This is a genomic window from Streptococcus rifensis (assembly GCF_053203525.1).
This window is the reverse complement of sequence record NZ_JBRUCW010000008.1, coordinates 66,607-92,211: the sequence shown is the minus strand read 5'-3', so window position 1 is coordinate 92,211 and position 25,605 is coordinate 66,607. Positions and strand designations below refer to the sequence as shown.

25 protein-coding genes and 2 pseudogenes are annotated in these 25,605 nt (G+C 43.2%); 3 read left to right on the top strand and 24 right to left on the bottom strand.

Features of this window, described 5'->3' with window-relative positions:
- Positions 1-5: 5 nt before the first annotated feature.
- The 3 genes from ACVRYP_RS06360 to ACVRYP_RS06350 form a co-directional block, all read right to left on the bottom strand.
- On the bottom strand, positions 6-1,367 hold the full coding sequence (locus ACVRYP_RS06360; RefSeq protein ID WP_307122713.1) for an MFS transporter: 1,362 nt from the start codon (positions 1,365-1,367) through the stop codon (positions 6-8).
- A 180-nt stretch (positions 1,368-1,547) separates the two neighbouring features.
- Positions 1,548-3,965: a GH39 family glycosyl hydrolase gene (locus ACVRYP_RS06355; protein ID WP_447467899.1), complete on the bottom strand. Its 2,418-nt coding sequence runs from the start codon at positions 3,963-3,965 to the stop codon at positions 1,548-1,550.
- Entirely contained in the window at positions 3,962-4,324 is a 363-nt protein-coding gene (locus ACVRYP_RS06350; RefSeq protein WP_447467898.1) for a hypothetical protein, read from the bottom strand. Before ACVRYP_RS06350 ends, ACVRYP_RS06355 begins: the two co-directional genes overlap by 4 nt.
- Positions 4,325-4,544: 220 nt before the next feature.
- On the opposite strand from ACVRYP_RS06350, the pseudogene ACVRYP_RS06345 reads away from it, so the two are divergent.
- A pseudogene (locus ACVRYP_RS06345) lies at positions 4,545-5,494 on the top strand (IS30 family transposase).
- A gap of 57 nt (positions 5,495-5,551) precedes the next feature.
- On the opposite strand, the pseudogene ACVRYP_RS06340 reads toward ACVRYP_RS06345, so the two are convergent.
- From ACVRYP_RS06340 to ACVRYP_RS06305, 8 genes and pseudogenes are all read right to left on the bottom strand, one after another.
- Positions 5,552-5,698 (bottom strand): annotated as a pseudogene (locus ACVRYP_RS06340) (DUF5960 family protein); the annotation flags it as partial.
- A 292-nt stretch (positions 5,699-5,990) separates the two neighbouring features.
- Positions 5,991-6,947: a glutathione S-transferase family protein gene (locus ACVRYP_RS06335; protein WP_447467897.1), complete on the bottom strand. Its 957-nt coding sequence runs from the start codon at positions 6,945-6,947 to the stop codon at positions 5,991-5,993.
- Between the two features lie 10 nt (positions 6,948-6,957).
- Positions 6,958-8,004: an LLM class flavin-dependent oxidoreductase gene (locus ACVRYP_RS06330; RefSeq protein WP_447467896.1), complete on the bottom strand. Its 1,047-nt coding sequence runs from the start codon at positions 8,002-8,004 to the stop codon at positions 6,958-6,960.
- A gap of 126 nt (positions 8,005-8,130) precedes the next feature.
- Positions 8,131-9,033 carry a DUF6287 domain-containing protein gene (locus tag ACVRYP_RS06325; protein ID WP_447467895.1) on the bottom strand — a complete coding sequence of 301 codons (903 nt, stop codon included), beginning with the start codon at positions 9,031-9,033 and terminating at the stop codon, positions 8,131-8,133.
- Between the two features lie 202 nt (positions 9,034-9,235).
- The gene (locus ACVRYP_RS06320; RefSeq protein ID WP_447467894.1) at positions 9,236-9,652 is read right to left on the bottom strand and encodes a hypothetical protein; all 417 of its coding nucleotides are present in this window, start codon (positions 9,650-9,652) and stop codon (positions 9,236-9,238) included.
- A gap of 18 nt (positions 9,653-9,670) precedes the next feature.
- Entirely contained in the window at positions 9,671-10,912 is a 1,242-nt protein-coding gene (locus tag ACVRYP_RS06315; protein ID WP_447467893.1) for an ABC transporter permease, read from the bottom strand.
- Positions 10,912-11,610, bottom strand: coding sequence for an ABC transporter ATP-binding protein (locus ACVRYP_RS06310; protein ID WP_447467892.1), 699 nt, complete (start codon positions 11,608-11,610; stop codon positions 10,912-10,914). Before ACVRYP_RS06310 ends, ACVRYP_RS06315 begins: the two co-directional genes overlap by 1 nt.
- A complete protein-coding gene (locus tag ACVRYP_RS06305) occupies positions 11,591-12,772 on the bottom strand; it encodes an efflux RND transporter periplasmic adaptor subunit (protein ID WP_447467891.1) in 1,182 nt (393 codons plus the stop codon). The genes ACVRYP_RS06310 and ACVRYP_RS06305 overlap by 20 nt, the downstream gene beginning before the upstream one ends.
- A 165-nt stretch (positions 12,773-12,937) precedes the next feature.
- Between ACVRYP_RS06305 and gorA the strand changes: the two genes are divergently transcribed.
- Positions 12,938-14,290, top strand: coding sequence for a glutathione-disulfide reductase (gene gorA, locus ACVRYP_RS06300; protein WP_447467890.1), 1,353 nt, complete (start codon positions 12,938-12,940; stop codon positions 14,288-14,290).
- A 47-nt stretch (positions 14,291-14,337) separates the two neighbouring features.
- Here the strand turns inward: gorA and ACVRYP_RS06295 are convergent, their stop codons facing one another.
- From ACVRYP_RS06295 to serC, 5 genes are all read right to left on the bottom strand, one after another.
- Complete coding sequence (locus ACVRYP_RS06295) at positions 14,338-14,691, bottom strand: arsenate reductase family protein (protein ID WP_447467889.1); 354 nt, start codon at positions 14,689-14,691, stop codon at positions 14,338-14,340.
- Positions 14,692-14,698: 7 nt separating this feature from the next.
- Positions 14,699-15,223 carry a methylated-DNA--[protein]-cysteine S-methyltransferase gene (locus ACVRYP_RS06290; RefSeq protein WP_447467888.1) on the bottom strand — a complete coding sequence of 175 codons (525 nt, stop codon included), beginning with the start codon at positions 15,221-15,223 and terminating at the stop codon, positions 14,699-14,701.
- Positions 15,210-15,761 carry a GNAT family N-acetyltransferase gene (locus tag ACVRYP_RS06285; protein WP_447467887.1) on the bottom strand — a complete coding sequence of 184 codons (552 nt, stop codon included), beginning with the start codon at positions 15,759-15,761 and terminating at the stop codon, positions 15,210-15,212. Before ACVRYP_RS06285 ends, ACVRYP_RS06290 begins: the two co-directional genes overlap by 14 nt.
- A 90-nt stretch (positions 15,762-15,851) precedes the next feature.
- Complete coding sequence (locus tag ACVRYP_RS06280) at positions 15,852-17,033, bottom strand: 3-phosphoglycerate dehydrogenase family protein (protein ID WP_447467886.1); 1,182 nt, start codon at positions 17,031-17,033, stop codon at positions 15,852-15,854.
- A gap of 9 nt (positions 17,034-17,042) precedes the next feature.
- Entirely contained in the window at positions 17,043-18,134 is a 1,092-nt protein-coding gene (serC, locus tag ACVRYP_RS06275) for a 3-phosphoserine/phosphohydroxythreonine transaminase (RefSeq protein WP_447467885.1), read from the bottom strand.
- Positions 18,135-18,357: 223 nt separating this feature from the next.
- Here serC and relB point away from each other — a divergent pair, with 223 nt between their 5' ends.
- Positions 18,358-19,377 (top strand): type II toxin-antitoxin system RelB family anti-toxin, encoded by a 1,020-nt coding sequence (gene relB, locus ACVRYP_RS06270; protein WP_447467884.1) that lies wholly within the window; start codon positions 18,358-18,360, stop codon positions 19,375-19,377.
- 191 nt (positions 19,378-19,568) lie between these two features.
- Here relB and ACVRYP_RS06265 read toward each other — a convergent pair whose 3' ends face one another.
- From ACVRYP_RS06265 to ACVRYP_RS06230, 8 genes are all read right to left on the bottom strand, one after another.
- A complete protein-coding gene (locus tag ACVRYP_RS06265) occupies positions 19,569-20,186 on the bottom strand; it encodes an ABC transporter permease (protein ID WP_447467883.1) in 618 nt (205 codons plus the stop codon).
- A complete protein-coding gene (locus ACVRYP_RS06260; protein ID WP_447467921.1) occupies positions 20,179-20,937 on the bottom strand; it encodes an ABC transporter ATP-binding protein in 759 nt (252 codons plus the stop codon). Before ACVRYP_RS06260 ends, ACVRYP_RS06265 begins: the two co-directional genes overlap by 8 nt.
- Before the next feature lie 20 nt (positions 20,938-20,957).
- Positions 20,958-21,887, bottom strand: a complete 930-nt coding sequence (locus tag ACVRYP_RS06255; protein WP_447467882.1) for a glycine betaine ABC transporter substrate-binding protein — start codon at positions 21,885-21,887, stop codon at positions 20,958-20,960.
- Positions 21,877-22,512: an ABC transporter permease gene (locus ACVRYP_RS06250; RefSeq protein WP_447467881.1), complete on the bottom strand. Its 636-nt coding sequence runs from the start codon at positions 22,510-22,512 to the stop codon at positions 21,877-21,879. The genes ACVRYP_RS06255 and ACVRYP_RS06250 overlap by 11 nt, the downstream gene beginning before the upstream one ends.
- Positions 22,513-22,941, bottom strand: coding sequence for a MarR family winged helix-turn-helix transcriptional regulator (locus ACVRYP_RS06245; protein WP_447467880.1), 429 nt, complete (start codon positions 22,939-22,941; stop codon positions 22,513-22,515).
- Positions 22,928-23,902, bottom strand: a complete 975-nt coding sequence (locus tag ACVRYP_RS06240; protein ID WP_447467920.1) for a zinc-binding dehydrogenase — start codon at positions 23,900-23,902, stop codon at positions 22,928-22,930. The genes ACVRYP_RS06245 and ACVRYP_RS06240 overlap by 14 nt, the downstream gene beginning before the upstream one ends.
- Positions 23,903-23,912: 10 nt before the next feature.
- A complete protein-coding gene (locus ACVRYP_RS06235; protein WP_447467879.1) occupies positions 23,913-24,527 on the bottom strand; it encodes a hypothetical protein in 615 nt (204 codons plus the stop codon).
- Positions 24,528-24,723: 196 nt separating this feature from the next.
- Positions 24,724-25,578, bottom strand: a complete 855-nt coding sequence (locus tag ACVRYP_RS06230) for an aldo/keto reductase (RefSeq protein ID WP_447467878.1) — start codon at positions 25,576-25,578, stop codon at positions 24,724-24,726.
- Positions 25,579-25,605 lie beyond the last annotated feature (27 nt).

The window sequence follows — 25,605 nt, the reverse complement described above, 5'->3', positions numbered from 1 at the left end:
TCCTCCTATTTTCTATGCTTCAACTCTAATTCGTGCTGCATCTGTGCACTATATTTATCCAAATCTAACAATAAACTTAGAATAATCAACAATACTCCTACAATAGCTAATAACCATGTATAAGAAAATACAATCGCATTTTTTGCAGCCTCTGTTTGTACCATTACCAAACCGTCATAACCCCCAGCTGCTAGAATCCAGGTGGCCACTGCAGGACCAAGACCCATACCAAGTTTTTGTCCCAAACTAAATCCTGCTATCGTAATACCTTCTGAACGGACTCCTAATTCCCACTCACCATAATCAATAACGTCACCAGTGAGTGCAAAAGCACAAGAAAACATACTACCCAAAAAAAATCCTTTGATAATGGTGAGCACGACAAGCAACGGAATATTTATATAAGTCAATCCCATTAGAACGGATGTTACTGTAATCACTATCGCACTCAAAACCATAATCTTCTGTTTTCCAAACTTTCCAACCAACTTAGCCACAATCATATTCATAAATAACGCTGGTAACATACCAGCAACGGAAAGGAGACCAACTAAATTTGCATTATTTAATACACTGTTGCTGAAATAATATCCCACTGCCCCTTGTGCCATGTTATGAAATAAGAGTAAACTAAAAACAGCCATTTCAATCCAGAAATATTTATTGCGTATTATTACTTTTAAAGAAGCCTTGAAGGATTCCTTTGACTGTCCAATCGGAACATGTCCTTCATCTTCATAGATGTTCTCTCTAGTCCCCCAGAAACCAACTAGTATGAATATTGCAGACAAAATTGCATACACACAAGCCGTATTTCGGAAGCCAATTCCCACCGTCAATGGAACCCAAAAAATGGAAACCGCCATACCTAATATCTGGTTAACAATTTGTCCCATTGCCGCAATCTTCTGTCGTTCGACCCCATTAAATGTAATAATTGACAGCAATGCTGTATGTGGAATCACAAAAGATGTAAATCCAATACAATTAATAAAAAAGTAAGTAATATACGCATAAATTAATTTGCCGTTCATACTCAAATTTCCAGGTGTACTAAATTCAAAAATCAACGCTACAAAAATAAGTATTGCACTAACCAAAAGCCACGGTCTTGCTTTTCCCCAACGTGTCTTCGTACGTTCAACAATTGCCCCCATTAAAAAATCCGTTACAATATCAGCGAAACGCATCAAGAGCATCATTGTCCCTACAGAAGCTGCAGTAAGTCCTACAGAATCTGTTAAGTATGCAGCGAGGAATCCTCCAATTATAGTAGTGACAACATTTCCTCCACCAGATGCTAAAGAATAACTGATTTTTTCTCTTGTATTTACATATCCGGTTTCTTTGATTTTTGTTCCAGACATTATTATTTCCTCCATAATATTTTTACAAATTTAGAAAACGTTTTCTTTAAATATTATTATAGAAAAGTCTCTTTATCATTACTCTCTTACTAACATCTATTTTTCCCGATTATTTTACAAAAAAAAAATACAAAACCTGACAAATAGATCTTTGTCAGGTCATAAAAACAAGATTTTACGTCAATTATTAGTGACTTTTTTTCTCATGCGAATCAATCGCACCTCATGCTCATCGATGGTTCCAGATATTTTCAGTTTCTTGTCCAACATTCTGCGTTGCTCCACAGTGTACCCTGGTTGTGACACTTCTTCCAAATACTTTTGTTTCTTCGCATTTAGAATCGAAGGAGCTCCCATTCTCCGCCAATAATCATACGAACTTCCAGATTCTCTGCAAATACGCGTGGTTTCAATCTCCCAGATCTCATCAGTATCTCCAAAAAATTCAATACAGAAATTCTGAACACCACAACTCTGAAAACTATAGTAACGATCAATAGTCAGTTGCTCTTCCCTCGAAACAATTTCAGACAAATGAATAGCCGGATCGGGTGGACAATAATTATATAAAAGAATTGTAAAAACACTTCCATCCTTTGATTTTGAAATTGCATAACCATTATTACGGTCGACATAGTATCCTTCCATCTGATTCAATAAACCATAAGTATGATACATTGCCTTAGGCACATTTTGAGTAAATAAAGCTGGCGTCCCAGTAAATAGCTGATTCGAATCCTCGTCACTATACACAACTGAAGCTACTAATGATTCCACTTTTCCCAAATTCTCCATTGCATGTTTAGCAAGAAAAGCTGAATTATAACAAGTATCACTCCCCAAATCTTTATACCAAATCGTAGAATTCCAATACAAAAAAGTAATGGGAAGTCCTTCTAATCCTTCTTCTTTTAGAACTTCTTTAATTAAATCTTCATCTTTAGCTAACAGATCCGGATCTGCGCAAAGTGGAACTGGCTCTTCTGTCATCGCATCAATCTTTTCTAGAATCTTATCGCGATTTGTTTTATCATAGTCCACAAAAAATTCCTGTAGACTAAGTAAATTCGGAATACAATTATTTTTTTTACAAAACACTAAAAAAGAAGATAGTTCCTTTGTCCCATCCAGTCGGAGTAGACCACAGTCAAAGGTCCCTCCTGTAATAATCGCTTCAGGAAGGAATGCGCGTATTACTTCAAAGGTTTGCCTATAATATTCTAAATAATCCTCCATGGAGTAAAATCCATATGATACATACAAGGCAGGTGTAATAGAAAATCTCCATTGCGAAATTTCCGCTACTCCATAGCGTTCACTTATATGATCCATAAACGAAGACACCAAATTGCTCCAACGATTCAAATCATTCGGGAGTTCCATGTATGCTCCGTAAAATTCATTTTTACGCTTGGAGGTCAATTGACCTGGAATTCTACCAATCTCAATCCAAGGTTTCATCGAAACAGCACGAATACGATCCAACACCTGATCGATAAGGTAAAAATCAAAATTTGCGCTACCATCGCCACCTAGAAAATAGGCATGCATCGTATCATCGAATATTCCCTGAATCTGGAGATATTCCGGCTTTATTTGACAACTAATGCGCTCGACTGTCTTAGAAAATTCGTCACCCAATAATAATTTTGCGTATCCACACCCAATTGCCACATTTGTGACAGATTTTCGATAGACGCCGGGACTTTTAAGTGAAATCGAAACATTCATCATCGGACGCTGAGGCTTAGAAAGAATTTCCGTCTCTGCTTCTATTCCAGCATATTTCAACAAGCCGATATCATGCATAGATCGATTTTTTGCCTGTGCATCTTCCTGGTACAATTGACGGGAAATTTTATACTTATAAGGGGTCATGCCATATTGCTTTTTAAAATTATAAATCAATGTATTAGGATTTCCAAAACCGACAGATAAAGCAATTTCAGTCACCGATTTGTTTGTCGTACTGATTAATGAAGCCGCCACTGACAAACGAAGTTTCCGAAGGTAATCTGAAAAATGTATCCCCATCACTTCATGAAAATGTCTAGACAAATAACCTGTAGAAATATGACAGTCCTTTGCTACTTTAACAAGATTTATATCATCAGAAAAATGATGGTTTAAGTACAGCAAAACTTCAGAAAGCGTATCTCTTCGAATATCCTCATCCACAGCAAATTTTTGCTTTAATAAATCTAAAATACCAAGTAGATGAGAAAGACAATACACTGCTCGGTTTTTCCGATCTTGAGTATACTCCTTATAAATTATTGCGAGTTTCCCTCGAATTAATTCGTAGTACTCTCCCAATTCCTTGCGTTCAGAACTGCAACAAGCAACACTCGGCATATCTAATTGCTTTAATAAATTATAGGAAATGTAGAGTGAAACTGTGTGAGCTCCTGGTTCTCTATAATGTTCATGGTGTTCAAAAGGATTAAAAACTATAAACTCTCCTTCTCGGACCAAAATATTTGTTTTTGTCTGCATCACACCTATGCGCCCACTCATTACATAGAGAATTTCCATACAATCGTGAAGATGCGAAAATGTCATATCACAATCAATTTCAAATTCAAATTCTTTTATCATTCAAATAGCCTCTTTCTAAGATTGAAAAATACAATAGTTCTTACTAGTGTAAGAATTTCTTTGCTAGATTCGCGAATAGTATTTATAGATTCTGAAGTCCATTTTTGATCGATTAACTTTTGTTCATATATTTTCCAACTTGAACCACGGTTAGTTGCAATCTCAATCTCTTGTTTATTTTGCCCAAGTTTAACAATTTCAATTTTTTTATGTTGTTCAAAGTAAACTTCAACATAACAATTCCAAACCTCTTCAATATTTTTCCCTTCTTTAGATTTGATATAATCAGGAATCTCCCCCTTTATTTTCGAAAATTGCATCTGCTCTAGTGTAAAATCTTGAGCCATGATTTCAATCATTGATATTAATCTATCATATTTTTTTCGTCATACATAGCATTTCTCCTAAATTAACCATTTGTTAATATTATACAATATTTCCTTTTTATTTAAGTACATTATCGATGATTTAATTTATTAATTCTACATAACCCAATTTGTAAAATTAAGCTAGACAGAAAAAAGCCATCTATGTTAGTCTCAGATAAACACCACATTTTTCTGAGAGGAACTAACATAAATGACCTACACTCATCTTACCACAAACGAACTCGTAATGATAGAGGCATATTACCAAGCAGGTAAGAAAGTTTGCGACATTGCAAAGTCACTTGGTAGATCGCGACAAACGATCTACAATGTTCTTTCTTTTCTGAAAGCTGGTTATTCGGCTTATGACTATTATGAGCGTTACAAAACTAATAAGAAGCGTTGTGGACGGAAAAATACTCACCTCACAAAACCAGTACAAGACTTTATCCAATTGTATTTAGAATTAGATTGGAGTCTTGATGTGATAAAAGGTACCTATCCTGATAACATCCCTTGTTCTATGAGAACCCTCTACCGCTTAGCTGACCGTGGCTTCTTCCATAAAAATGATTTACCCTGGCAAGGGAAACGAAAACCCAATGGGAAGAAAGAAATGCGTGGAAAACAAGCTTTTCGAAGAGATATTCGTGAGCGTGCTGAAAGGTATCCAGAGTTCGAAAATGAATTCGGTCATCTTGAAGGGGATACCATTGTTGGCAAGAATCATAAAAGTGCTGTCATTACGCTGGTTGAGAAGCAGTCAAAAGCTATTATCACACTTCAAACAAATGGAAGAAAAGCGAGTGACATTGAGGAATCTGTCAGCCAGTGGTTGTCACAGTTTCCAAGGCATCTCTTCAAGTCTATTACCTTTGATTGTGGAAAGAGTTTTCCAATTGGAAGTCCATTTCCAATAAACATGATATTGATATTTTCTTTGCGGATCCAGGGTGTCCAGAGCAGCGAGGTCTTAATGAGCATTCTAACGGCTTATTAAGACGACACGGACTTCCTAAGCAGATGGACTTCAATGATATTTCTCAAAACTATTTATCAGCTATAGCTGATAAAAGAAATAGAATTCCTAGGAAATCATTGAACTATCTAACTCCGTATCAAGTTTTTCTGACTAACTTGAAATTGTCTAACTTAATTTGACAAATGAGGTAATATAAATTCTTTCCATAAAAGTTCGTCTTTTTATAAAAAATCTCTTGCCATTTCTCTCAAAATAGCGTCTGTTAGAAATGGAAGTGGGATATCAAGAGTAGAATACTTGTAAAAATCTTCTTCAAACTGATAATAAGAATCTGTGAAATAGTCTATCTGAAGCTTATTCTCATATACGTCTTTCTTTATCAAAAAGATCACCTTCCCATAAAGTAAGCATCATCTTCCAATTCCAAAAACTAAAAACCTTGATTTAATAAGGTTTATAGCTTTATGATTTTTTATAAAATTAGAGGTTTCTTTTCCCTACGATGAAGTAATCACGCTTAAAAACCTTGATATTATAAGGTTTTGAGAGATAGAATGGCATAATTTAACAAAAATTTAACAAAAATTCACAGATTTTAAGTCAATAAAAACCGAACTGACCTAACTTAGATATTCAAGTCTAAGTATGGTTAGTTCGTTTTTAATTGTTATCACACTAGATCGTCCAATCCAGTTCTGGTCCTTTTGGAACAATACCTGTTGGATTGATGGTTTTGTGGCTACCATAGTAGTGTCGCTTGATATGATCAAAATCGACAGTCTCTGCTATCCCTGGTAAATTGTAAATACGTTTGGTATACTCCCAAAGATTTGGATAGTCGACCAAGCGTTTGAGGTTGCATTTGAAATGGCCATGGTAGACCGCATCAAACCGCACCAAGGTCGTAAAGAGACGAATATCTGCCTCTGTCAGCTGATTTCCGACAAGATAATCCTGATTTGCCAGACGGTTTTCCAGCTGGTCCAAGGCATCAAAAAGGGCGGTGACTTCTTTTTCATAGACGGCTTGGTCCGTCGCAAAGCCGGCCTTGTAGACACCGTTATTGATGGTATCATAGACAAAGCTATTTACTGCATCGATATCCGCACGCAGTTCTTCTGGATAGTAATCCTCTGTATTCCCTGTAAGGTCATTAAAGGCGGTATTAAAAATCCTTAAGATTTCTGAGGATTCGTTGTTCACAATCGTATTCGTTTTTTTATCCCAGAGAACCGGCACCGTCACGCGCCCTGAATAATCGGGCTGCGCGGCGGTGTAGACCTGGTAAAGGTAATCGCTGTGGTTGACCGTGTCCTCAACCACCCCATCACTCGTTTCAAAGGTCCAACCATTTTCCAACATCAAAGGATGAACGATAGAGAGACTGATATGGTCTTCTAAGCCCTTGAGTTTTCGCATCATCAAGGTTCGGCAGGCCCAAGGACAGGCGAGGGAAATATAAAGGTGATAACGACCAGACTCGACTTGAAAGCCAGACTCCCCTGTCGGTCCTGCCGATCCGTCTGGTGTGATCCAATTGCGAAATTGAGTGGTCGTACGGACAAAGTTTCCGCCTGTTGATTTGGTGTCGTACCACTGGTCATGCCAGTTTCCATCAATAAGTAATCCCATTTTTTCCTCCTTAGCGGTTGTTGGCAAAATACGCTCGAACTTTAGGCGCTACTTCTTCACCGTATAAGCATATCGCTTTTAGCACTTCTTCATGCGGCATTGAACCCAGGGGCAAATGAAGCATGAAGCGATCGAGACCCAAACTTTCGATCAAACCAATGACTTTTCGAGCAACGTGGTCTGAGTCCCCGACAATCATAGCACCGTCTGGCCCGATTGCTTGCTCGTACTGGGCGTAGGTCATCTCTGACCAATGTGGTCTGGTTTTTGCGATCCCATCGACGGTTTGCTTAGTCGGGTAAAAGTATTTAGCGACGGCTTCTTCTTGACTGTCTGCAATAAAGCCCCAGGAGTGTGCGCCAACCTTAAGAGTTTCTTTAGAGTGACCTTCATTTTCAGCTACCTGATGGTAGGCATCGATTAAGCGTTTAAAGTACATGGGATTTCCCCCGATAATAGCATAAATAATTGGCAAACCAAGCTGGGCAATCTTAATAGTTGACTCAACATTGCCGCCAGTTGCCACCCAGATTGGGAGTTGTTCCTGCACAGAACGCGGGTAGACGTCTTTACCAACTACGGTTTGTGTTAATTGGCCTTGCCAAGTAAGTTTTGGAGCTTTCCGTGTTTCAAGGAGCATGGCCAGTTTTTTATCAAAGAGGGCTTCATAGTCCTTGAGGTCATAGCCAAAGAGAGGGAAGGACTCTATAAAAGACCCACGACCAGCCATGATTTCTGCTCGGCCATTTGACAAGGCATCAATCGTAGCATATTGCTGGTAAACTCTGACTGGATCCGCACTCGACAAGACGGTCACAGCAGATGTCAAGCGAATGTGCTTAGTGTTGACGGCTCCTGCTGCTAGGACAATCTCTGGAGCTGACACTGCAAAATCCTCTCGGTGATGCTCTCCAATCCCGTAGACATCAAGCCCGACTTGGTCAGCCAGCTCAATCTCCGCTACTAGCTGGCGAATCCGCTCAGCATGGCTAAACACCTCACCACTGCCCTCTATGGGTGTTGTCTCCCCAAAAGTTGAAATACCTAATTCTATCATATCATCACCTCAAATTGTTATAACCTTATAATATCACTAATTATTGATTAAAACAACTCATTGAACTAAAAAGCGATAGGATTCCTCCTACCGCCTATATGCTCTATAGCAATGTCATAATATCATTTACATGTCTGAAACGGCAAAGTAATAGCGTTCCCCAGTCTCACTAATATAGCTATACCAATACTCACCATCTTGTTCAAAATACTGATCACAAAGGACATAGCTACCCGCAGGGTAGTCAAAAACTGGCTCTGATAGTCTATCAGGGAAAGCATAGACAGGAACATCTCTGATAATGGCAATACTGCCTTCAGGAATCGTTGTTGTTGCGTCACTTGGATTTGAAAATGGTTGCGCAGCAGTGCTGGATGAAACTTTATAAAATGGATGGTTTTCAGATCCAGCACTCTGTCCAGCTGTCATTGCATCCTGTCCAAAGTTAAGTCCTGACGGGCTGTTCTTTCCTTGAGGGATCATGTAAAGCCCTGCACCCCCTACAGCTGAATGCACTGGTTGCAGGCCAAAGCTAGCTAATCCTTGATCTGAAAGACCGAGAAAGCCAATAACATTTTCATCGGAAACAAGTCCGTTGTTATTAAAGACTAAGGTTTGGCCGAGGTCATTTTGCCAAGTTCCCGCTATACTTGAAAAATCTCCCTTTGCTATAGCCTCCACATTCATCCCAGTAACTGGGGTTGCCTCAGAATTGCTAGCCGTTTGTGGATTCGAAGTCTCGGTTGTTGAAGGTGTGATTGATGAGGAGGTCTTTGATTCTGCTGTTTTTTTTGCTGAAGGCGACGACTTGGTTGTCGCTTCTTTTTTAGTTTGATTACTACTTTTTGATTTTTTTTCTGACGAAGAAGTACTCTTACTTGTTTTTGCTTTAGATTTATCCTTTGCTTGAGTTGTTACCGCACTCGAACTGGATTGACTTTCTTTCTTGTCACCCTTACTACTACACGCGCTAAAAAGAATGATCCCACTCATAAGGGTCACAATTGCTGCTAACGTTTTTCCTTTCATTTCAATCCTCCATGTTAAAACACTTTTCTGATTACTATCAATCCTATTATACCAAAAAATCAGATTTTTTCAAGTCGCTTTGTAACTTTTTTGTAATGTTTTTGAAATATATTTAATTTCTTTTAAATAATACAGAAAATAGCGAATATCTTAACCAATCAAAAACCAAGCGTCATCGTTTCAGGCCACTTGGTTTTGGTTCTTAGTTACTTTCCCAATTAGATGGTTGTCGCATCCATTCAGCTGTCTCTTGATCCATCTCAAAGCGTATATCTCCAATGATTGGTAATTTCTCAAGGAGCAGGTAATCATAATTATTATAATTATAGAGATTGACCACATGACCGCTCTCTCCAGTAAATTCAAAGTGATAGAGGACCTCAGCATCGTCTGGTATATCACTAAAAATTTCTGTCCCTTCTGCTGTTCCTCCAGCCTGACCGATGTATTCTCCAAAAATATCGAGCACGTCTTGGTTGGTCGTCTCAAAAATTTTGGTATTTTCCACATCATAGACAGTAATTTTCTCTTGGCTAGTTTGTTTTGTGCTTAGAAGTGAGCAACCGGCCAGACAGAAGACTGTCAAAGCAAAGTTAAGACAAACAAGAATTTTCTTCATTTGAGACTCCTTCCTCTCCTATTCGTAACGTAGAGCTTCTATCGGGTTGAGCTTGCTAGCCTTGTTGGCCGGCAAAAGTCCAAAGACTATACCAATAAGGGCTGAAAAGGCAATAGCTCCAAGAGCCACATCAATAGAAACACTAAGTGGAATAGCCATATCAGGATTGCTAGCCATGAGGCCTTCAATGATTTTAGTCATGGCAAAGGCAAAACCTAGACCGATAGCACCACCAATCATGGTCAAAACCATGGCTTCGATTAAGAACTGGGTCAAAATTTTAAAGCGTGTCGCTCCGAGGGCTTTACGTAGACCAATTTCTCTGGTCCGCTCAGTCACGGATACCAGCATGATATTCATAACCCCAATCCCTCCAACCAAAAGGGAAATACCTGCGATGGCTCCAATGATGGTTGTCATAAGACCAAAGGAAGCATTGATCTCATCCACAAAACTACTGATGTCAAAAGTGGTAAAACGACCACCTTTTTCAGCAACTCCAGAGACCTCCGTTAATTTAGCGGCAGCCATATCCCCTATCTCCGTTGCCCTTTTAGGATCTGAGATATGAACATAGGCTGACCCGACTTCTGAACTGCCAAATTCTGCAGCCAATTGGACGTTGGTCATTAAGGCGCTTCCTTCTGAGGCCATACCGTAGATTGCTGTCCCGGCATTCGGGTCTTCGTAAACTCCGATAATAAGGAAGCTTTTACTGCCAGCCGTGACAATCTTATTGATGGATGATGCCATGTCGCCAAAAAGTTTTTCAGCCAATTTTTGATCGATCATGATGATGCTAGAAAAAGTAGCGAAGTCCTGAGCTCGGAAGCTACGTCCTGCCAGGACCTTATAATCCTTGACTTCAAAGTAGGTTTGGTTTCCACCTGTTAGGGTGACAGACTCCGCTGATTTATTTTCGTAGCTAACCGTGTCCATAGTATTATTAGTCACATAATAATTCTCAACACCTTCAATATCTCTGAGAGGAATCAACCACTCTTCCTTGATTTCAGGGGCTTCTTCACCATAAGCCATACCCATAAAAAAACCATCTGCCGACTCTTCTGTAGATTCGTAGTAGAGTTGCAGGTCTTGTTGGTCTTGGGAGAAACTGTTGATGACCTGATCGGTCATCCCGCGTCCTAGTGCCATAATAACTACGACCGCTGCGACCCCGATGATAATACCTAGCATGGTCAGGAAAGAGCGCATTTTGTGGCTCCAGATTGAGGAAAGGGCAAATTTCCAATTCTCCATTAAATCACCTCTCCTTTCATTATGTCTTCTGTGATAATACCATCTCTAAGCACAATTCGTCTGGTCGCATAGTCTGCAATCTCAGGCTCATGGGTGACCATGATAATGGTTTTACCTTCACGGTTTAAGTCGGTCAAAAGATCCATGATTTGCGCACCCGTCTTGGTATCAAGGGCACCCGTTGGTTCATCCGCTAGGATAATAGCAGGACTATTGACCAGAGCTCGTGCAATGGCTACCCGTTGTTTCTGGCCACCAGATAACTCTGAGGGTAAGTGATGCATGCGCTCCGCCAGTTCTACTTTTTCTAAATATTGTTTGGACAGTTCACGACGCTTACTTGGCGAAACACCCGCATAGATCAAGGGTAATTCCACATTTTGAAGAGCATTGAGTTTGGATAGGAGGAAGAATTGCTGGAAGACAAAGCCGATTTGCCTGTTGCGAACCTTCGCTAATTCTTGATCGCCGAGGCTATCAACTTCCTGACCTTCTAAGTCATAGCTGCCTGAGGTTGGCTTATCCAAGAGGCCAATAATATTCATCAGGGTTGATTTCCCGGATCCGGATGGCCCCATGATGGCGACAAACTCACCCTCATTAATGGTTAGACTAATGTCTTTGAGGACACGAAGTTCTTGGTCACCGTTTTGATAGGATTTGTTAATTTTTGAAATCTCAATCAGTGGCTTTGTCATTGACTGTCACCTCCTGACCGTCTTTAAGGTCCATGGTCGGATCAGCAAGGACCACATCTCCTGCATTTAAGCCAGTGGTCACTTGTTGGCTCTCACCATCTGCGTTACCAACTTCCACATCAACACGTTTGATTTTCTTGCTAGACTTATCATAAGAATAAACATAGAAGTTGGTATCATCATCCGTCAAGACTGCTGCCACAGGAACGACAATCCCTTTTTGGTCCGTGTTGACTTGGATACTAACGGTAAACCCTTGCTTAAGTTCGCCCAGTTCGCTGGTCAAGGCTACTTTGAAAGGATATTTAGAAGAGGATCCAGATGAGCTTGCTCCTGCAACGGCTGATGCTGCTTCCCCGGCATTAGCAGGATAATCAGAAATATAGCTGACTTTCCCGTTCCAGGTTTTATCAGGATAGACTTTAGAGGTAATGGTGACGTCTTGATCTTTTTTGATATTGGCCAAGTTGTATTCGGACATCTCACCAGCTACAACCAGACTGTCACTATTAACAATATGAACCACTGTCTGCGCAGAGCTGGTCGTGCTCTTGGTCACATCGCGGTTCACTTCTACCACTGTCCCTGCTACGGTACTCTTAACATTGGCATCATCTAGGGCTACCCTAGCTTTATCAACTGCAGATGCTGCATCAGCACGCGCATCTTGAAGGTCCTGCATTTGCCCATCAACGGTACGCTGAGCAGAAGAGAAGGCCTCTTGATCAGTTTCGGCATCTCCTGTTTCACTAACGACAACACCGTAAGTGTTTAATTCATAAATTTGCCGATCGACCTTGTTGAGTGCTCGAACAGCGGTGTCGTAAGCTGCTTGAGCATCAGCTGATTCATAGGTGACGATGGTTTGACCCACCTGAACCTGATCGCCTACATTCACAGCGATTGAAGCGATTTCCCCTTTAGTCGCATCATAGTAGATATACTGCTCTTGATCAGCCTTGACCATCCCTGTTAAGAGGGTCGAGGAGGTCAACTGCCCTTCCTTAGCTTCTGCTGTTGAATAGACCTGTTCAGCTTCTGCTTGCTGACTTGTGCCTGTTCCCTTAAAACCTAAATATAGAATAGCAACTACAATTGCTGCAACAAGGGCTGATAGGCCTATAACTGCCGCCTTAAATCCCTTACTTTTTCCTTTAAACATGGGTAACTCCTTTTTGTATCTTTGTTCTGTTTATATAATACAATTTTTAAAACCGTTTGGCAAGTCTTTTCCAAAAATTTTTAAGAAGATGAGACGTAGCGGATTTTTGACCTCTTTTTTAAAAAAAGCTACAATGAAAGAAACGTCAAGATATTGGAGGATATTATGGTAAAAGAATTTGATGCCATTGCAATCGGCGGTGGGTCAGGCGGTTCTGGCTTTGTCAACCGCGCAGCCATGCATGGGGCTAAGGTCGCTGTCATCGAGGGCGGACTTGTCGGTGGGACCTGCGTCAATCTGGGTTGCGTCCCTAAAAAAATCATGTGGTATGGTGCTCAAGTTGCTGAGACCATTCATCAGTATGGCCCTGACTATGGCTTTACTGCTGATAAGATCCAATTCGACTTTGCCAAACTCCGTGAAAATCGTGAAGGCTATGTGAGTCGGTCTCGCAATGGCTACGCCAATAACTGGAATCGTAATGGCGTGACCCACATCGAGGGCTTCGCCCACTTTGTGGACAGCAAAACGATCGAGGTCAATGGTGAACACTACACAGCCAAGCACATCTTAATCGCAACAGGTGCTCAGCCAGCTCTTCCTGATCTTCCAGGTGTTGAACTGGGGGAAACTTCTGATGATTTCTTTGCTTGGGAGAGCCTGCCAGAATCAGTAGCGGTTATTGGTGCTGGCTATATCGCAGTTGAACTAGCGGGTGTCTTGCATGGACTTGGGGTTAAAACGGATCTCTTTGTTCGTAAGGAAAGTCCTCTGCGTACCTTTGACCCTTATATCGTAAAAGCCTTGGTCGAGGAGATGGAGCGAACTAAGCTACCACTCCACACCCACAAAGTGCCTTCCAAGCTTGAACCATTAGAAAACGGTCACCTGCAATTGACCTTTGAAGATGGCACGACACACACAGCTGAACGGGTGATCTGGGCTATTGGTCGCCGTCCCAATATCAGCTCTCTTAATCTGGAGGCGGCTGGTGTCACCCTGACGGACCGAGGGTTTATCGAAGTCGATGAATTCCAAAATACGGCTGTCCCAACTATCTATGCCCTTGGTGACGTGACGGGTGAAAAAGAATTAACCCCTGTTGCCATCAAGGCGGGACGGACCTTGGCGGAACGTCTCTTTAACGGGCAAACTAATGCTAAAATGGACTACAAGGATATCCCAACAGTTGTCTTTTCTCACCCTGCTATCGGTACCGTCGGCATGACTGAACCTGAAGCCATCAAGGCTTATGGGGAAGAGCAAGTCAAAATCTATACCTCAAGCTTTGCCTCTATGTATTCAGCTGTCACCCAACACCGTCAAATGACCAAGCTCAAACTAGTTGTTGTTGGCGCTGATGAGAAAGTGGTCGGCCTCCATGGTATCGGTTATGGTGTGGACGAGATGATTCAAGGCTTCTCCGTTGCCATGAAGATGGGCGCAACCAAGGCAGACTTTGATGCTGTTGTGGCCATTCACCCAACAGGTTCGGAAGAATTTGTCACTATGCGTTAAAATGTCTGATATGAAAAACGACTATCGAGCTCGATAGTCGTTTTTTGCTATAACCCTAGGTCTTTATAGGCTTTGCGATAGCCAATTTGAAGGAGTTTATCGCCATCTGCTAAGATAGGCCGCTTGATTAACATGCCATCCGCTGCTAAGAGCTCTAAGGCCTCGTCCTCAGAAAGGCTCGGTAACTTGTCTTTGAGACCAAGAGCTTTATAGGAGTTGCCACTGGTGTTAAAGAAGGCTTTAAGGGGGTAATCGCCTGAGTCTAGCCAAGCTTTCAGCTGTGCCTTACTCGGTGGGGTTTCCTTGATATTAATGGTGTCCACTTCAAGACCAAGCGTTTTTAGTTCCGCTTGTGCTTTCTTGCAGGTGGTGCAAACTGGGTATTGGTAAAAGGTTAGCATAGGGTCCTCATTTCTTTGGTAAGATTGCAGAGCTGGTATCTAAAGAAACCTGCTCATGGGTTAGAAGCCAGATTTTCTTGTCAAGGCCACCAGCATAGCCTGTGAGCTGGCCAGATGCTCCCAACACGCGGTGACAAGGAATAAAGAGACTTAGGGGATTTCGACCCACTGCTCCTCCTATGGCCTGAGCGGATCGGCAGTTTAGGGTTTGAGCCAGTTGACCATAGGTCACGGTCTCTCCCTTGGGGATCTCTGAAAGCAACGCCCAAACCCTGGTCTGAAAGGGGGTACCTGTAGGAGCTAATGGTGGCAGCTCTGCCATTTCCCCTTTAAAATAAGCGTCTAGCCAGTTCACGGTCTGGTTCAGTGGTGAGTTGCATTCTGAAATAAAAGAAGCCGTTTCAAAACCTTTTTCATAGTGCTTTTGGCCGACAAAGTAGGCACCTAGTAAGGCCTGATCATCAGCAATCAGGCTCATGGGACCAAGGGGTGTCTCATAAACTGTCCGGTAGAGAAGCTTAGTCGGTTTCATAAAAATCGCCAACGTTTTGTACTAGGGCTCTTTCGTGCTTGCCCTTGATTTTTTGGTAAGCGAGACGCTCACCACCGATTGGCACTTTGCCACAGTAAACATAGCCTAGCTTGGTCAAAATGTGTTGCATAATGGCATTTTTCTCATGGGTATCACAGCGAAAATCCCTAGCATTGTGCCCTTCAATCAACCCTTGCAAAAAGGTCTGGGCCACCTGTTTTCCAGAATAATCGGAAGCCACTGCAATCCGATGGAAAACGGTATAGATTGGGTTATTATGGGCCCATTTGCCATCGTAAATTTTCTCATAAGCAGGATCTCCGCTGTCAATGACAGCTGCATAAGCAACAATCGTGCCCTCAATCAAGCCAACATATCCGTATCCTGCTAAAATATCATCAATGACATTATCTGCATTAGGATAGCCATCCTCGCCCTGCCACTGATCGCTCCCTGAGGCTGCTAAAAAAGCTCTCGCATGTTCAAAAATTTCCACAATCCGATTCACTTCATTAGGGTGTGCTAATCTGATCTCCATCTTATCGTCTCCCACTGATTTAGTATTCTTCTATGATACTATTTTTAAGGCCGAGACGCAAGAAAACCCAGACGAAGCTGGGTTATAGGTCTATTTTTTCAACTCAATCAATCGCACACGGATGATATCTTGGTTATCTTCAAAGGCTTGAACCAAGGAATCGACTTTGTCCTTGTTGCTTTCATCTAAATCAAGAAGCGTATAGGCATAATCCCCGCGTGAGCGGTTGAGGATGTTGTCGATATTGATGTCCAAGTCAGAAACAGCTGTTGAAATCTTAGCCACGATATTCGGCACGTTTTTATTGATCAAGGTGATGCGGTAAGGTGCATCTTGCACTTGGTGCATGTTAGGGAAGTTGACAGAGTTGGTAATTTCACCTGTCTCTAAGAATTGGCGAACGGTTTGACTGGCCATGATGGCACAGTTTAACTCAGCTTCTTCGGTCGAGCCTCCAACGTGCGGGAAAACAGTGATTTTGTCTTGGTGGAGGAGATCCTCGGTTCCAAAGTCAGTGATGTAGCGTTTGACCACATCGGCTTCCAAGGCTGCAAAGAGCGCCTTATGGTTAACCAGTTCATCCCGGGCAAAGTTGACCAGAGTCACGCCTTTTTTCATTTGAGCAAAGGCTTCTTCGTTAAAGGTTTCTTTGGTGTCCTCATTCAGCGGAACATGGACCGTGATGTAGTCAGCCTGGCTAAAGATCTCTTTGAGATCATTGACCCGCTTGACATGGCTTGAAATGCTCCAAGCTGTCTCAATAGACACATAAGGGTCATAACCAAGAACATTCATTCCTAAACGACGGGCGTCGTTAGCAATGCGCGCACCGATGGCCCCAAGACCGATAACTCCGAGGGTCTTGCCAGAGATTTCAGTTCCTGCAAACTGGCTTTTACCAGCTTCGATTTGCTTGGGCACATCAGCCCCTTTTAAGGTGTTGGTCCATTTGGTTGCTGAGAAATAATCACGCGCCGACAGCAAGAGCGAAGTGATAACGGCTTCTTTGACCGCATTGGCATTAGCCCCAGGCGTGTTGAACACAACGATTCCTGCTGCTGTTGCCTCATCGATGGGGATATTGTTGGTCCCTGCACCAGCCCGAGCAATGGCTTTAAGGTTTTCAGGGAAGGCTTTGCCATGAAGGCTCTCGCTACGAAGGATATAGGCATCAGGATTATCAGACTTGTCCCCATCAATTTGGATGCTATTGCCTAGTTCAGCTAAGCCAATCTTGTTAATATTGTTAAAGGTTTTTACGCTAAATACCATGGTTTTCTCCTATTTATGTTTAGCTTCAAAATCTGCCATAAAGGCAATCAAGGCTTCAACACCTTCTAGCGGGAAAGCATTGTAAAGACTCGCTCGCATCCCACCGACAGAACGGTGCCCTTTGATGTTTTTAAACCCTGCTGCGTCAGCTTCCTTGTTAAAGAGAGCGTCCAATTCATCGTTTGGAGAGACAAATGGGATATTGCAGAGCGAACGATCTTTAACGTCCTTAACAGGGCTAGTGTAAAAGTCTGACTGTTCGATAAAGTCATAGAGCAAGCCTGATTTTTCACGGTTCTTAGCTTCCATGCCAGCAACTCCACCTAGGGATTTGACCCACTCAAAGACGAGTTTTGCCATGTAAATCCCGTAAGTTGGCGGGGTATTGTAGAGAGAGCCATTATCAGCCTGAATTCTGTAATCTAACATAGAAGACAAAACAGGACTGTCATTCAAGAGGTCCTCACGCACCACGACCAAGGTCACACCGGCAGGGCCAATATTCTTCTGAGCCCCGGCATAGATTAAACCAAAATCAGACACCTGATAGTCAAAGGCTAAAATGTTAGAACTCATATCGGCTACTAGTGGCACACCGTTGGTATCTGGCAGGTCATAGACAGCTGTCCCTTCAATGGTATTATTGGTCGTGATGTGCACATAGGCCGCATCAGGGTCAATGGCTGACGCCTCAAAACTTGGAATATGATCAAAGTTGCTGTCTTCAGAAGATGCCAATAAAATCGGCTCAAAAGCGATCGTTTTAGACAACTTAACCGCTTCTGTATAGGCTTTTTTGCCCCAAGAACCTGCCACGACATAGTAGGCTTTCTTGCCTGGCGCTAAGTTAAGGGGCAACATGCTAAACTGAGTGGACGCGCCACCTTGTAAAAAGAGGACCTTGTAGTTGTCTGGAATGTGCATGAGCTCTCTGAGGAGGCTTTCTGCTTGCTGAATGATCTCTTCAAACGGTTTGGAGCGATGCGACAGCTCCATAACACTCATGCCAGTGCCCGCATAATCTAAGAATTCAGATTGCGCTTTTGTCAACACTTTCTTGGGCAAGACCGCAGGGCCTGCAGAAAAGTTATAAATAGCCATTCGCTACCTCCAAAAAGTAAATTTTGACCATTGTATCACAATCTTCTGAACATTTCTACGATATTTACTATTTTTTTAGAAAATATTAGGAAAATGAGCATTTTTAGCCTCATATCAACTAAATGCATAGGAAACCCAACTAATTTCCTATTGTTGATTGATGCTCCAAGGGCTATAATAAAGACAGCAAGTGCACTTGACCATCAGTACAAGGAGGTCTTCTATGAAAACCATTGGAGATACGATTAAAGAATTACGTTTAAAAGCTGGTCTTAGTCAATCACAATTAGCTGAGAGATTAGGCATTTCCAATCAAGCCGTTTCCAAGTGGGAAACCCAGTTTAGCCAGCCAGATATCAGCCTCTTGCCGGAACTAGCGACGCTGTTTGGTGTCAGCATCGACTCCCTCTTTGGCTACACCAAAGAAAAAATGTATGCCCGTATTGACAGTCGGATTGCTAGCGAATCCTGTCTGACCAATAGTGAGTTCGTTGAATTTGAGCAATTTTTATTAGATGAGATTCGAGACGATTCAAGCCATTACGATGCTATCTCAACGCTTGGCTATCTCTATTTCAAGCAGTCTGAAGGTTTGGCGCAAAAAGCCACTATCTATGCTAAGAAAGCGCTGGAACTCTCCCCAGATTCCAAGGCTGACCTGACCATCATTAACAATGCGTCACGCGGTGCTCTCTATGATTGGGACACCAAAAATCACCATGAATTGATCGATTACTACCAGAAAATCTTACGGATCGCCCCAGAAAACAAACGCATCTACGCTTTTTTGCTAGATAACCTGATTGAAGATGGGCGTTTAAACGACGCCAAAGATTACTTAGAGGAATCCTATCAGAAAAACCCTGACCGCCTCAATGATTATTACAGCATTCTCATTAGGGAAAAGGAAAGCCGTTTTTCTGCTGTCAAAGCGCAGTATTTAGACTTAGCTGAGCGCTATCCTGATGATTGGCGTGTCCTTTTCTCCGTCGCCAATAGCCTTTCCCAGCATGAATGTTACGAAGAAGCCATTCCGATTTGGCGAGCAGCCTTTGAGGCACAAGAAAAACCACGCTATACGGACTATCATTATGCTATCGCCCAGTGTTACTTGAGACTTGGCGACAAGGCCAATGCCATCAAGGCTTATCAGGACATGCTTACGGTCCTAAAAGAAGACTGGGACTACCAATTTGGCGCCGAAGTCGACAGGATCCAGCAAAAAATCGAAGCCTTGGCATAGACGGCCTACAATCTTTGAAAAACAGACCTAAACCACGCTGACTTCATCAGAGTATTATCAGGTCTACTAGTAGTATGATCACCTATTCTCATCTGAAATGCCATTGAGCATACATTTTACTTTTAGGTATAATGAAAAATCCTCTCATTGATTCTGTTATCGCAGAGCCAGATGAGAGGGTTTTCTAATGGTTAAAATGGCTTCACCAACTCTTCAACCAAATAGAGAATCAGATTGACCAAAAGACTAAGCCCTACAGTGAGAAGAATGCCCCAGAGGAGTTTTGGCATGCTCATGGTCCGCAAGCCATCGAATAAAATCGTCCCGAGACCTCCAGCATTAATGGTCGCAGCAATGGTGCCAATCGCAATGATTGCAGTGGCCGCAATCCGGATACCTGCGAAAATCGCTGGGACAGCCAGTGGCAACTCCACTTTCCAAAAGACCTGCCAAGGCGTCATGCCCATACCGATAGCAGCTTCCTTGACACTGGTATCGACCTGGGATAGACCGGCCAAAAAGGTTCTGACAAGACTATACTGGGCATAGATGACCAATACGGTAATAGCCGTGGTCCGCCCGAGACCGGTCCAGGGGATAAGAAGGGCAAAGAGGGCAAAGCTTGGGATGGCATAGAGCAGGCTTAACACATAGGTTGAAGCTCCCTGCCACTTGGGGTAAAAATGGAGGACAAGCGTCAGCAAGCTAGCCAAAAGCAAGGCTAGCCCAAGACTAATACCGACTAGAGACAAGTGCTGGCTAATAGCCGTAACGAGTTGCTGGGAGGCTTTTTGGTAATAGTCAATCATGGGCAATCTCCAAGAGCCCTTCTTGCTGACGGGCTGTCGCAATCAACTTCTCGACAAAGGCGCTATCAGGATTGTTCAAGATGTTTCTTGGCGTATCGTACTGGCAAATCTTACCCTGGTCCATAATGATCACCTTAGTCCCCAGCTTAAAGGCCTCATAAATGTCATGGGTAATAAAGACAAAGGTCTTATCCCCCAAGGCTTGGTGAATGCTCTGCAACTGCTCCTGCAAGTCACTGCGGGTAATAGCATCAATGGCACCAAAGGGCTCGTCAAAGAGCATGACGTCAGGATCCGCCGCAAGGGCACGCGCAACTCCTACCCTCTGCTGCTGCCCACCAGATAAGGCCTTGGGATACCGATTGGCGTAGTCCTTAGCTGGCAACTGAATCAGGTCCAACAAGTCCGTCACCCGCTGGTCAATGGCAGCTTTATCCCAGCCAAGAAGGTTTGGAACCGTTGCGATATTCTCAGCAACAGTCATATGAGGAAAGAGGCCAATCTGCTGGACCACATAGCCGATTTGCCGGCGAAGGACAACAGGATCAAGGCTACTGCTGTCTTTTCCGTCAAAGAAGATTTGGCCCTCAGACGGCTCAATCAAGCGGTTAATCATCTTGAGAATAGTCGTCTTCCCAGAACCTGAGGTTCCAAGGATGGTGATGAATTCCCCTTTATCGATCTTTAAATCCACCTGGTCAACCACCCGCTTGTCTCCATAAGACTTGCTGACCTGGCGTAGTTCTATCATTGCTTTGTTCATTCTTTTCCTTACTTGGTTTTCAAGCTATCATAGTAAGCCTTGGCAACGTCGGTGTACTCTTCGCCATCAACGTCAACCTTGGCATTTAAGGCAGTGACTGTTTCGGTGTCAAGCTGCGCAGAAATCGCATTGAGAATCTCAGCGATGGCTGGATTAACTTCTAAGGTAGCGTCGCGGACAACTGGGGCTAAGTTATATGGTGGCCAGAATTGTTTGTCATCTTCTAACAAGGTGAACTTGTCCGTGTTTACCAATTGCCCTTCAGTGGTATAAGCTGGTGTCACATCTGCTTCGTCATTTTCAAGAACTGAGTATTTGAGGCTGTTATCGTAGACTTTTGACGATTTCCATGCAAAGGTACCGTAGGTCTTTTCAAGGCCTGGAATACCGTCTTCACGTTGGTCAAACTCCCCTTGGGACGCGAAACGCAATTCAGTCGCATGCTCTTGAAGGTCTGAAATAGTCTTAATGCCCAATTCCTCAGCCACTGCTGTACGGATCACCAAGCCTTGGCCATCATTGGCCGCAGCATAGTCCAACCAAGTTACCTGGAATTGCTCCTTGTACTGGTTTTTAACAGTCTCATAAACCTTATCAGGGTCTGTTTGCATTTCCGCTTTTAGGATAGACAACAAACCAGTACCAGTATACTCAGGGTAGAGGTCAATCTCATCACTGATGAGAGAATTATGGATTAGGGAGCCTGAAATGTTTGGGACACGTTCAACCATATACCCCTTATCTTCCAAGGCCAGGGCATAAATTTCAGCCACCACAAGGTTTTCCGTAAAGTCTTTAGAACCAATCCGAATCGGCTCACTCGATGCGCTAGATGTATTGTTGGCTGTATTGTCGCCTTTGTTCAAAAAGGCAAAAACTGCGACGGCGATAAGGATGAGACCGAGTAAAAGGCCCATAAGTGTTTTTTTAGATGTCATGTGGTGTTACTCCTTTAATAGTAAGATCAAATAGAATCATGGTTAAAAATGATAAGAAAGCGACAGAGCCGCCACCGATGACCAAAAGGTCCATGCGGTACAGGCCAAGTCCTGTAAAAATGAGTTCTCCTAGGCCCCCTGCTCCAATATAGGTCGCAAGGGTCGCACTGGCAATCACCTCAACCAGTGCGAGCTTGATGCCGTTGAGAATATAAGGTAGGGCTAGGGGCAGTTGCACCCGCCATAAGAGTTGCAAACGTGTCATCCCAAGGCCCAGACCAGTCTCAGTCAGGACTGGAGAGACTTCCCCAAAGCCAACAACGGTATTGAGCAGAATAGACGGTAGTCCAAGGATAACCAGGGCGATTAAGGCAGGAACTTTCCCAACACCCATAATGGGAATCAGGATAAAGAGAATCCCCAAACTCGGGATAACCCGAAGGGCCTGCACACTGCCTTGACTTAACTTGCGCACCAGTGGGGATTGGGACGACCAATAGCCCAAGGGAAGCCCGATCACAAGGGCGGCTCCCAAGGCTAGAAAGCTTAGGCTCAGGTGCTCCCAGACAGCAGTCCAATAGGCTGAACTGTTTTGGCTAAGATAAGCCAGCATATCATTGAGCACCTAGTCGACCCCCATTTCTGCTTTGAGGTATTGGGTAAAAAAAGCGGTTCCCTTTAGCAGAGCATTCATTTGCTCTTGGTTAAGGTGAGAGATGGCTTGCTCCTCCATACGGTCTAGGGGCTCGACAATCCCAGCCACATACTCACGCCCAACTTGTGTGAGCACCACAATCTTACTGCGCTTGTCTTTTTGCGATGGCTCCATGGTGGCGTAGCCCTTTTCGATATAGCCATGGATAATGGCGTAGACCACCTGCTTGGTCGAGTAAGTCTTGTCACAAAGAGTCTTTTGTGAAATGCCTTGGGGATTGTTGTAGAGCCAAAGGAGCACTAACAAGCCCTTGTAGTTCATGCCGTGCTGTCTGGCATAGTGTTCGTATAAGGCAAACTGCTCATCGCGCAGTTTGGCGTATTGCTTAGCTAAGTTCATCGGTGTCCTCCAATAGTACAATGTTTTTCCCAAAACTATCTGTGGCTTCCATGCGACCATGGGCCTTGGCTAGCTCCTCGAGTCGGTAAATCTTCTCTGGTTTGACCGTGACCTGATAACGCTCGATAAAGTCAAACAGTCTTTGAAGACTGCCCTGGGAAACCCTACCTGAGTAGGCCGTGGTGAGGTAGCGATTGCCCTGTAAAGCCATGATGGGATCAAAGTCTTCCAAAAACCACTGCCCACCCAACTGACCAGCACTGCAGACAATACCAAAATCCTTGGTGTGTTCGAGGCTATTGGCAATGGTTCTTGGCCCAATCAACTCCAAGACCTTGTCAAACATCTCCTCTGTCTGAAGCTTATCCTCCTGATCCAGCAGGACTTGGTCAAAACCAACTGCTTCTAGCTGGCTCTGCTTGGAAAGGCTTCTACTTGTTCCTGCAAGACTTATCTGAGGAAATTGGGCTTTAATCAGTTGAGCGAAGGCCACACCGACCCCACTCGTTGCCCCACGGATCAAGACCCTATCTGACGGTTCAATTCGTAAGCTTATCAAGGCCAGATAGGCGGTGTAATAGGTTTCTGGAATCGTCGCGAAGGTTGCCCAGTCAAGACTTGTCGCAATCGGATAGATTTGCGCATTGGGCAAGAGGACATATTCTGCATAGGAACCGTCAAAGTCCCGTCCCATCTCCCCCATCAAGGAGATAACTCTTGTTCCAACTGGCAAACGCTCAGGATCTGTTGTTTCCGCAACAAGGCCAACGCACTCAATCCCTAAAATTCTCGGAAATCGAACACTGGGAGAGAGTCCTTGCCGTGTAAAAATCTCGGAGCGGTTGATGCCAAAACCCTTAACCTTGACCAAAGACCAGCCAGCTTTAAGCTCTGGCCTTGCTACCGTTCGAAGTTGTAGGACCTCAGGTCCCCCAGGCGCATCAACAAGGATGGCCCGCATGGTATTTGCCTTAATCATTAACCGTCACCTTCAAATCCTTGAAAAAGCCTCGAGTGCCAATGTCTACAAATAGGCCTAAACTGCCCCGGGAATCTGCACCAAGTTTTAAATCAGACACCCGCAAGATTTCTTGACCATTGACATAAAAGACTGCTTCTTGACCAGCAATCTCCGCTCGAATCCTGATCCATTCGTCAAGGGCAATATCTGCTGGCGCTTCATAGGCCGTGATGCCCTGCTCCCTAAAGTAATCAAACTTGTAGTCCGGATAGGCAAAATATTGACTGGCACGGTTGGCGCGAACAGGGTCTTCCTGGTTGCCATTGGTCGGACGAACATAGAAGGATTCAAACTGGTCATCGTCCTCACTAATGCGAAAGGCGATACCGATGAAACCTCTAGCAAAATCAGGTGCTTCAGGTAAGAATTGGCTGCGCACGCTGACCTCAATCACCCCATCTTTAAAGGTTAAGTCCTTGAGCTTGGCATAGGTGTTTTCGTCAAAGACCATGATCTTCTCAGCCTTATGCACCTCAAGGACAGCTTCACCGTCCAAAGTTGTTTCCAAGACCTTGGTATTAACCGCTTCAAAACGGTCTTTTGCCATTGCAATCAGCTTTTCCATAGGATTCTCCTTGCTAAATTAGTAAAACTTTTTTACTTTTATGACACTCAGTTTATCATCCATTTGGCAATTAGTCAAATAGTTTTACTAAATTTTGTTAAGAAAAAGAAGAACTCATTTTCATTCATGTCGAGTTCTTCTTCAATCCGTTAGCCTTTTTCTGTTTTCACCGATGGTTCTCTCTTTTTAAGTTTTTTTAAAATGATTTACCAACATATCCAGCTAGCAACTCCACTGTCTTGGGGTCATGGTGGTCATTAAAGACAGTCGTATCCGTATTTAACCCTTTAATAGCTGCCATGTCATCTACCGATAGTTCAAAATCAAAAATGTCAACATTTTGTCTGACACGCTCTGGATTAGCGGATTTAGACAAGCTGACGATTCCTCGTTGTAATTGCCAGCGTAACATCACTTGCGCAGTTGTTTTCCCGTGTTTTTGAGCAATAGCTGTCAATACAGGGTTGTTAAAGACATCAAATTGCCCTTCTGCAAAGGCACCCCAACTCTCTACTTGCACCCCCTTCGAAGTCTGATAGGCAACAGATTTTTCCTTTTGATGAAAAACATGGAGTTCAATTTGATTGACTGCTGGCGTGATCTCATTAAAGAGGGATAAGTTGGCAATTTGATCATCCTTAAAGTTTGATACACCTATTGCACGGACCTTTCCTTCTTTGTAGAGTTCCTCTAATGCCCGCCAGGCTCCAAAGGTATCTCCAATAGGCTGATGAAGGAGATAGAGATCAAGGTAGTCCAAATCTAATTTTCGTAATGACTCTGCGAAGGCTTCCTTAACCCCCTCATAGTTGATATGTTGGATAAAGGCTTTGGTGGTGATAAAAAGTTCTTCACGTGGCACACCTGCTGCCTTTATTGCTTTGCCGACTGCTTCTTCGTTACCATAAGCTTCAGCCGTATCAATCAAACGATAGCCAGTCTTAATCGCTGTTTCAACTACTTCTTGACAGACCGCAGGATCCGGAATCTGAAAAACACCAAATCCTACCATAGGCATTTTGATGCCGTTATTTAAAGTCGTATATTCCATAGTATGACCTCTTTTCATTTGATAAGA

What these genes read in the sequence shown, in the direction of transcription:
- ACVRYP_RS06310 (WP_447467892.1), bottom strand. Translation starts at nt 11,610, where the DNA reads ATGACAAAGCCACTGATTGAGATTTCAAAAATTAACAAATCCTATCAA.
- ACVRYP_RS06305 (WP_447467891.1), bottom strand. Translation starts at nt 12,772, where the DNA reads ATGTTTAAAGGAAAAAGTAAGGGATTTAAGGCGGCAGTTATAGGCCTA.
- ACVRYP_RS06315 (WP_447467893.1), bottom strand. Translation starts at nt 10,912, where the DNA reads ATGGAGAATTGGAAATTTGCCCTTTCCTCAATCTGGAGCCACAAAATG.
- ACVRYP_RS06295 (WP_447467889.1), bottom strand. Translation starts at nt 14,691, where the DNA reads ATGCTAACCTTTTACCAATACCCAGTTTGCACCACCTGCAAGAAAGCA.
- ACVRYP_RS06245 (WP_447467880.1), bottom strand. Translation starts at nt 22,941, where the DNA reads ATGAACTTAGCTAAGCAATACGCCAAACTGCGCGATGAGCAGTTTGCC.
- ACVRYP_RS06240 (WP_447467920.1), bottom strand. Translation starts at nt 23,902, where the DNA reads ATGCGGGCCATCCTTGTTGATGCGCCTGGGGGACCTGAGGTCCTACAA.
- ACVRYP_RS06280 (WP_447467886.1), bottom strand. Translation starts at nt 17,033, where the DNA reads ATGGTATTTAGCGTAAAAACCTTTAACAATATTAACAAGATTGGCTTA.
- ACVRYP_RS06355 (WP_447467899.1), bottom strand. Translation starts at nt 3,965, where the DNA reads ATGATAAAAGAATTTGAATTTGAAATTGATTGTGATATGACATTTTCG.
- ACVRYP_RS06230 (WP_447467878.1), bottom strand. Translation starts at nt 25,578, where the DNA reads ATGGAATATACGACTTTAAATAACGGCATCAAAATGCCTATGGTAGGA.
- ACVRYP_RS06235 (WP_447467879.1), bottom strand. Translation starts at nt 24,527, where the DNA reads ATGGAAAAGCTGATTGCAATGGCAAAAGACCGTTTTGAAGCGGTTAAT.
- relB (WP_447467884.1), top strand. Translation starts at nt 18,358, where the DNA reads ATGAAAACCATTGGAGATACGATTAAAGAATTACGTTTAAAAGCTGGT.
- ACVRYP_RS06335 (WP_447467897.1), bottom strand. Translation starts at nt 6,947, where the DNA reads ATGGGATTACTTATTGATGGAAACTGGCATGACCAGTGGTACGACACC.
- serC (WP_447467885.1), bottom strand. Translation starts at nt 18,134, where the DNA reads ATGGCTATTTATAACTTTTCTGCAGGCCCTGCGGTCTTGCCCAAGAAA.
- ACVRYP_RS06265 (WP_447467883.1), bottom strand. Translation starts at nt 20,186, where the DNA reads ATGATTGACTATTACCAAAAAGCCTCCCAGCAACTCGTTACGGCTATT.
- ACVRYP_RS06285 (WP_447467887.1), bottom strand. Translation starts at nt 15,761, where the DNA reads ATGGAGATCAGATTAGCACACCCTAATGAAGTGAATCGGATTGTGGAA.
- ACVRYP_RS06260 (WP_447467921.1), bottom strand. Translation starts at nt 20,937, where the DNA reads ATGATAGAACTACGCCAGGTCAGCAAGTCTTATGGAGACAAGCGGGTG.
- ACVRYP_RS06325 (WP_447467895.1), bottom strand. Translation starts at nt 9,033, where the DNA reads ATGAAAGGAAAAACGTTAGCAGCAATTGTGACCCTTATGAGTGGGATC.
- gorA (WP_447467890.1), top strand. Translation starts at nt 12,938, where the DNA reads ATGGTAAAAGAATTTGATGCCATTGCAATCGGCGGTGGGTCAGGCGGT.
- ACVRYP_RS06290 (WP_447467888.1), bottom strand. Translation starts at nt 15,223, where the DNA reads ATGAAACCGACTAAGCTTCTCTACCGGACAGTTTATGAGACACCCCTT.
- ACVRYP_RS06255 (WP_447467882.1), bottom strand. Translation starts at nt 21,887, where the DNA reads ATGACATCTAAAAAAACACTTATGGGCCTTTTACTCGGTCTCATCCTT.
- ACVRYP_RS06360 (WP_307122713.1), bottom strand. Translation starts at nt 1,367, where the DNA reads ATGTCTGGAACAAAAATCAAAGAAACCGGATATGTAAATACAAGAGAA.
- ACVRYP_RS06350 (WP_447467898.1), bottom strand. Translation starts at nt 4,324, where the DNA reads ATGATTGAAATCATGGCTCAAGATTTTACACTAGAGCAGATGCAATTT.
- ACVRYP_RS06320 (WP_447467894.1), bottom strand. Translation starts at nt 9,652, where the DNA reads ATGAAGAAAATTCTTGTTTGTCTTAACTTTGCTTTGACAGTCTTCTGT.
- ACVRYP_RS06330 (WP_447467896.1), bottom strand. Translation starts at nt 8,004, where the DNA reads ATGATAGAATTAGGTATTTCAACTTTTGGGGAGACAACACCCATAGAG.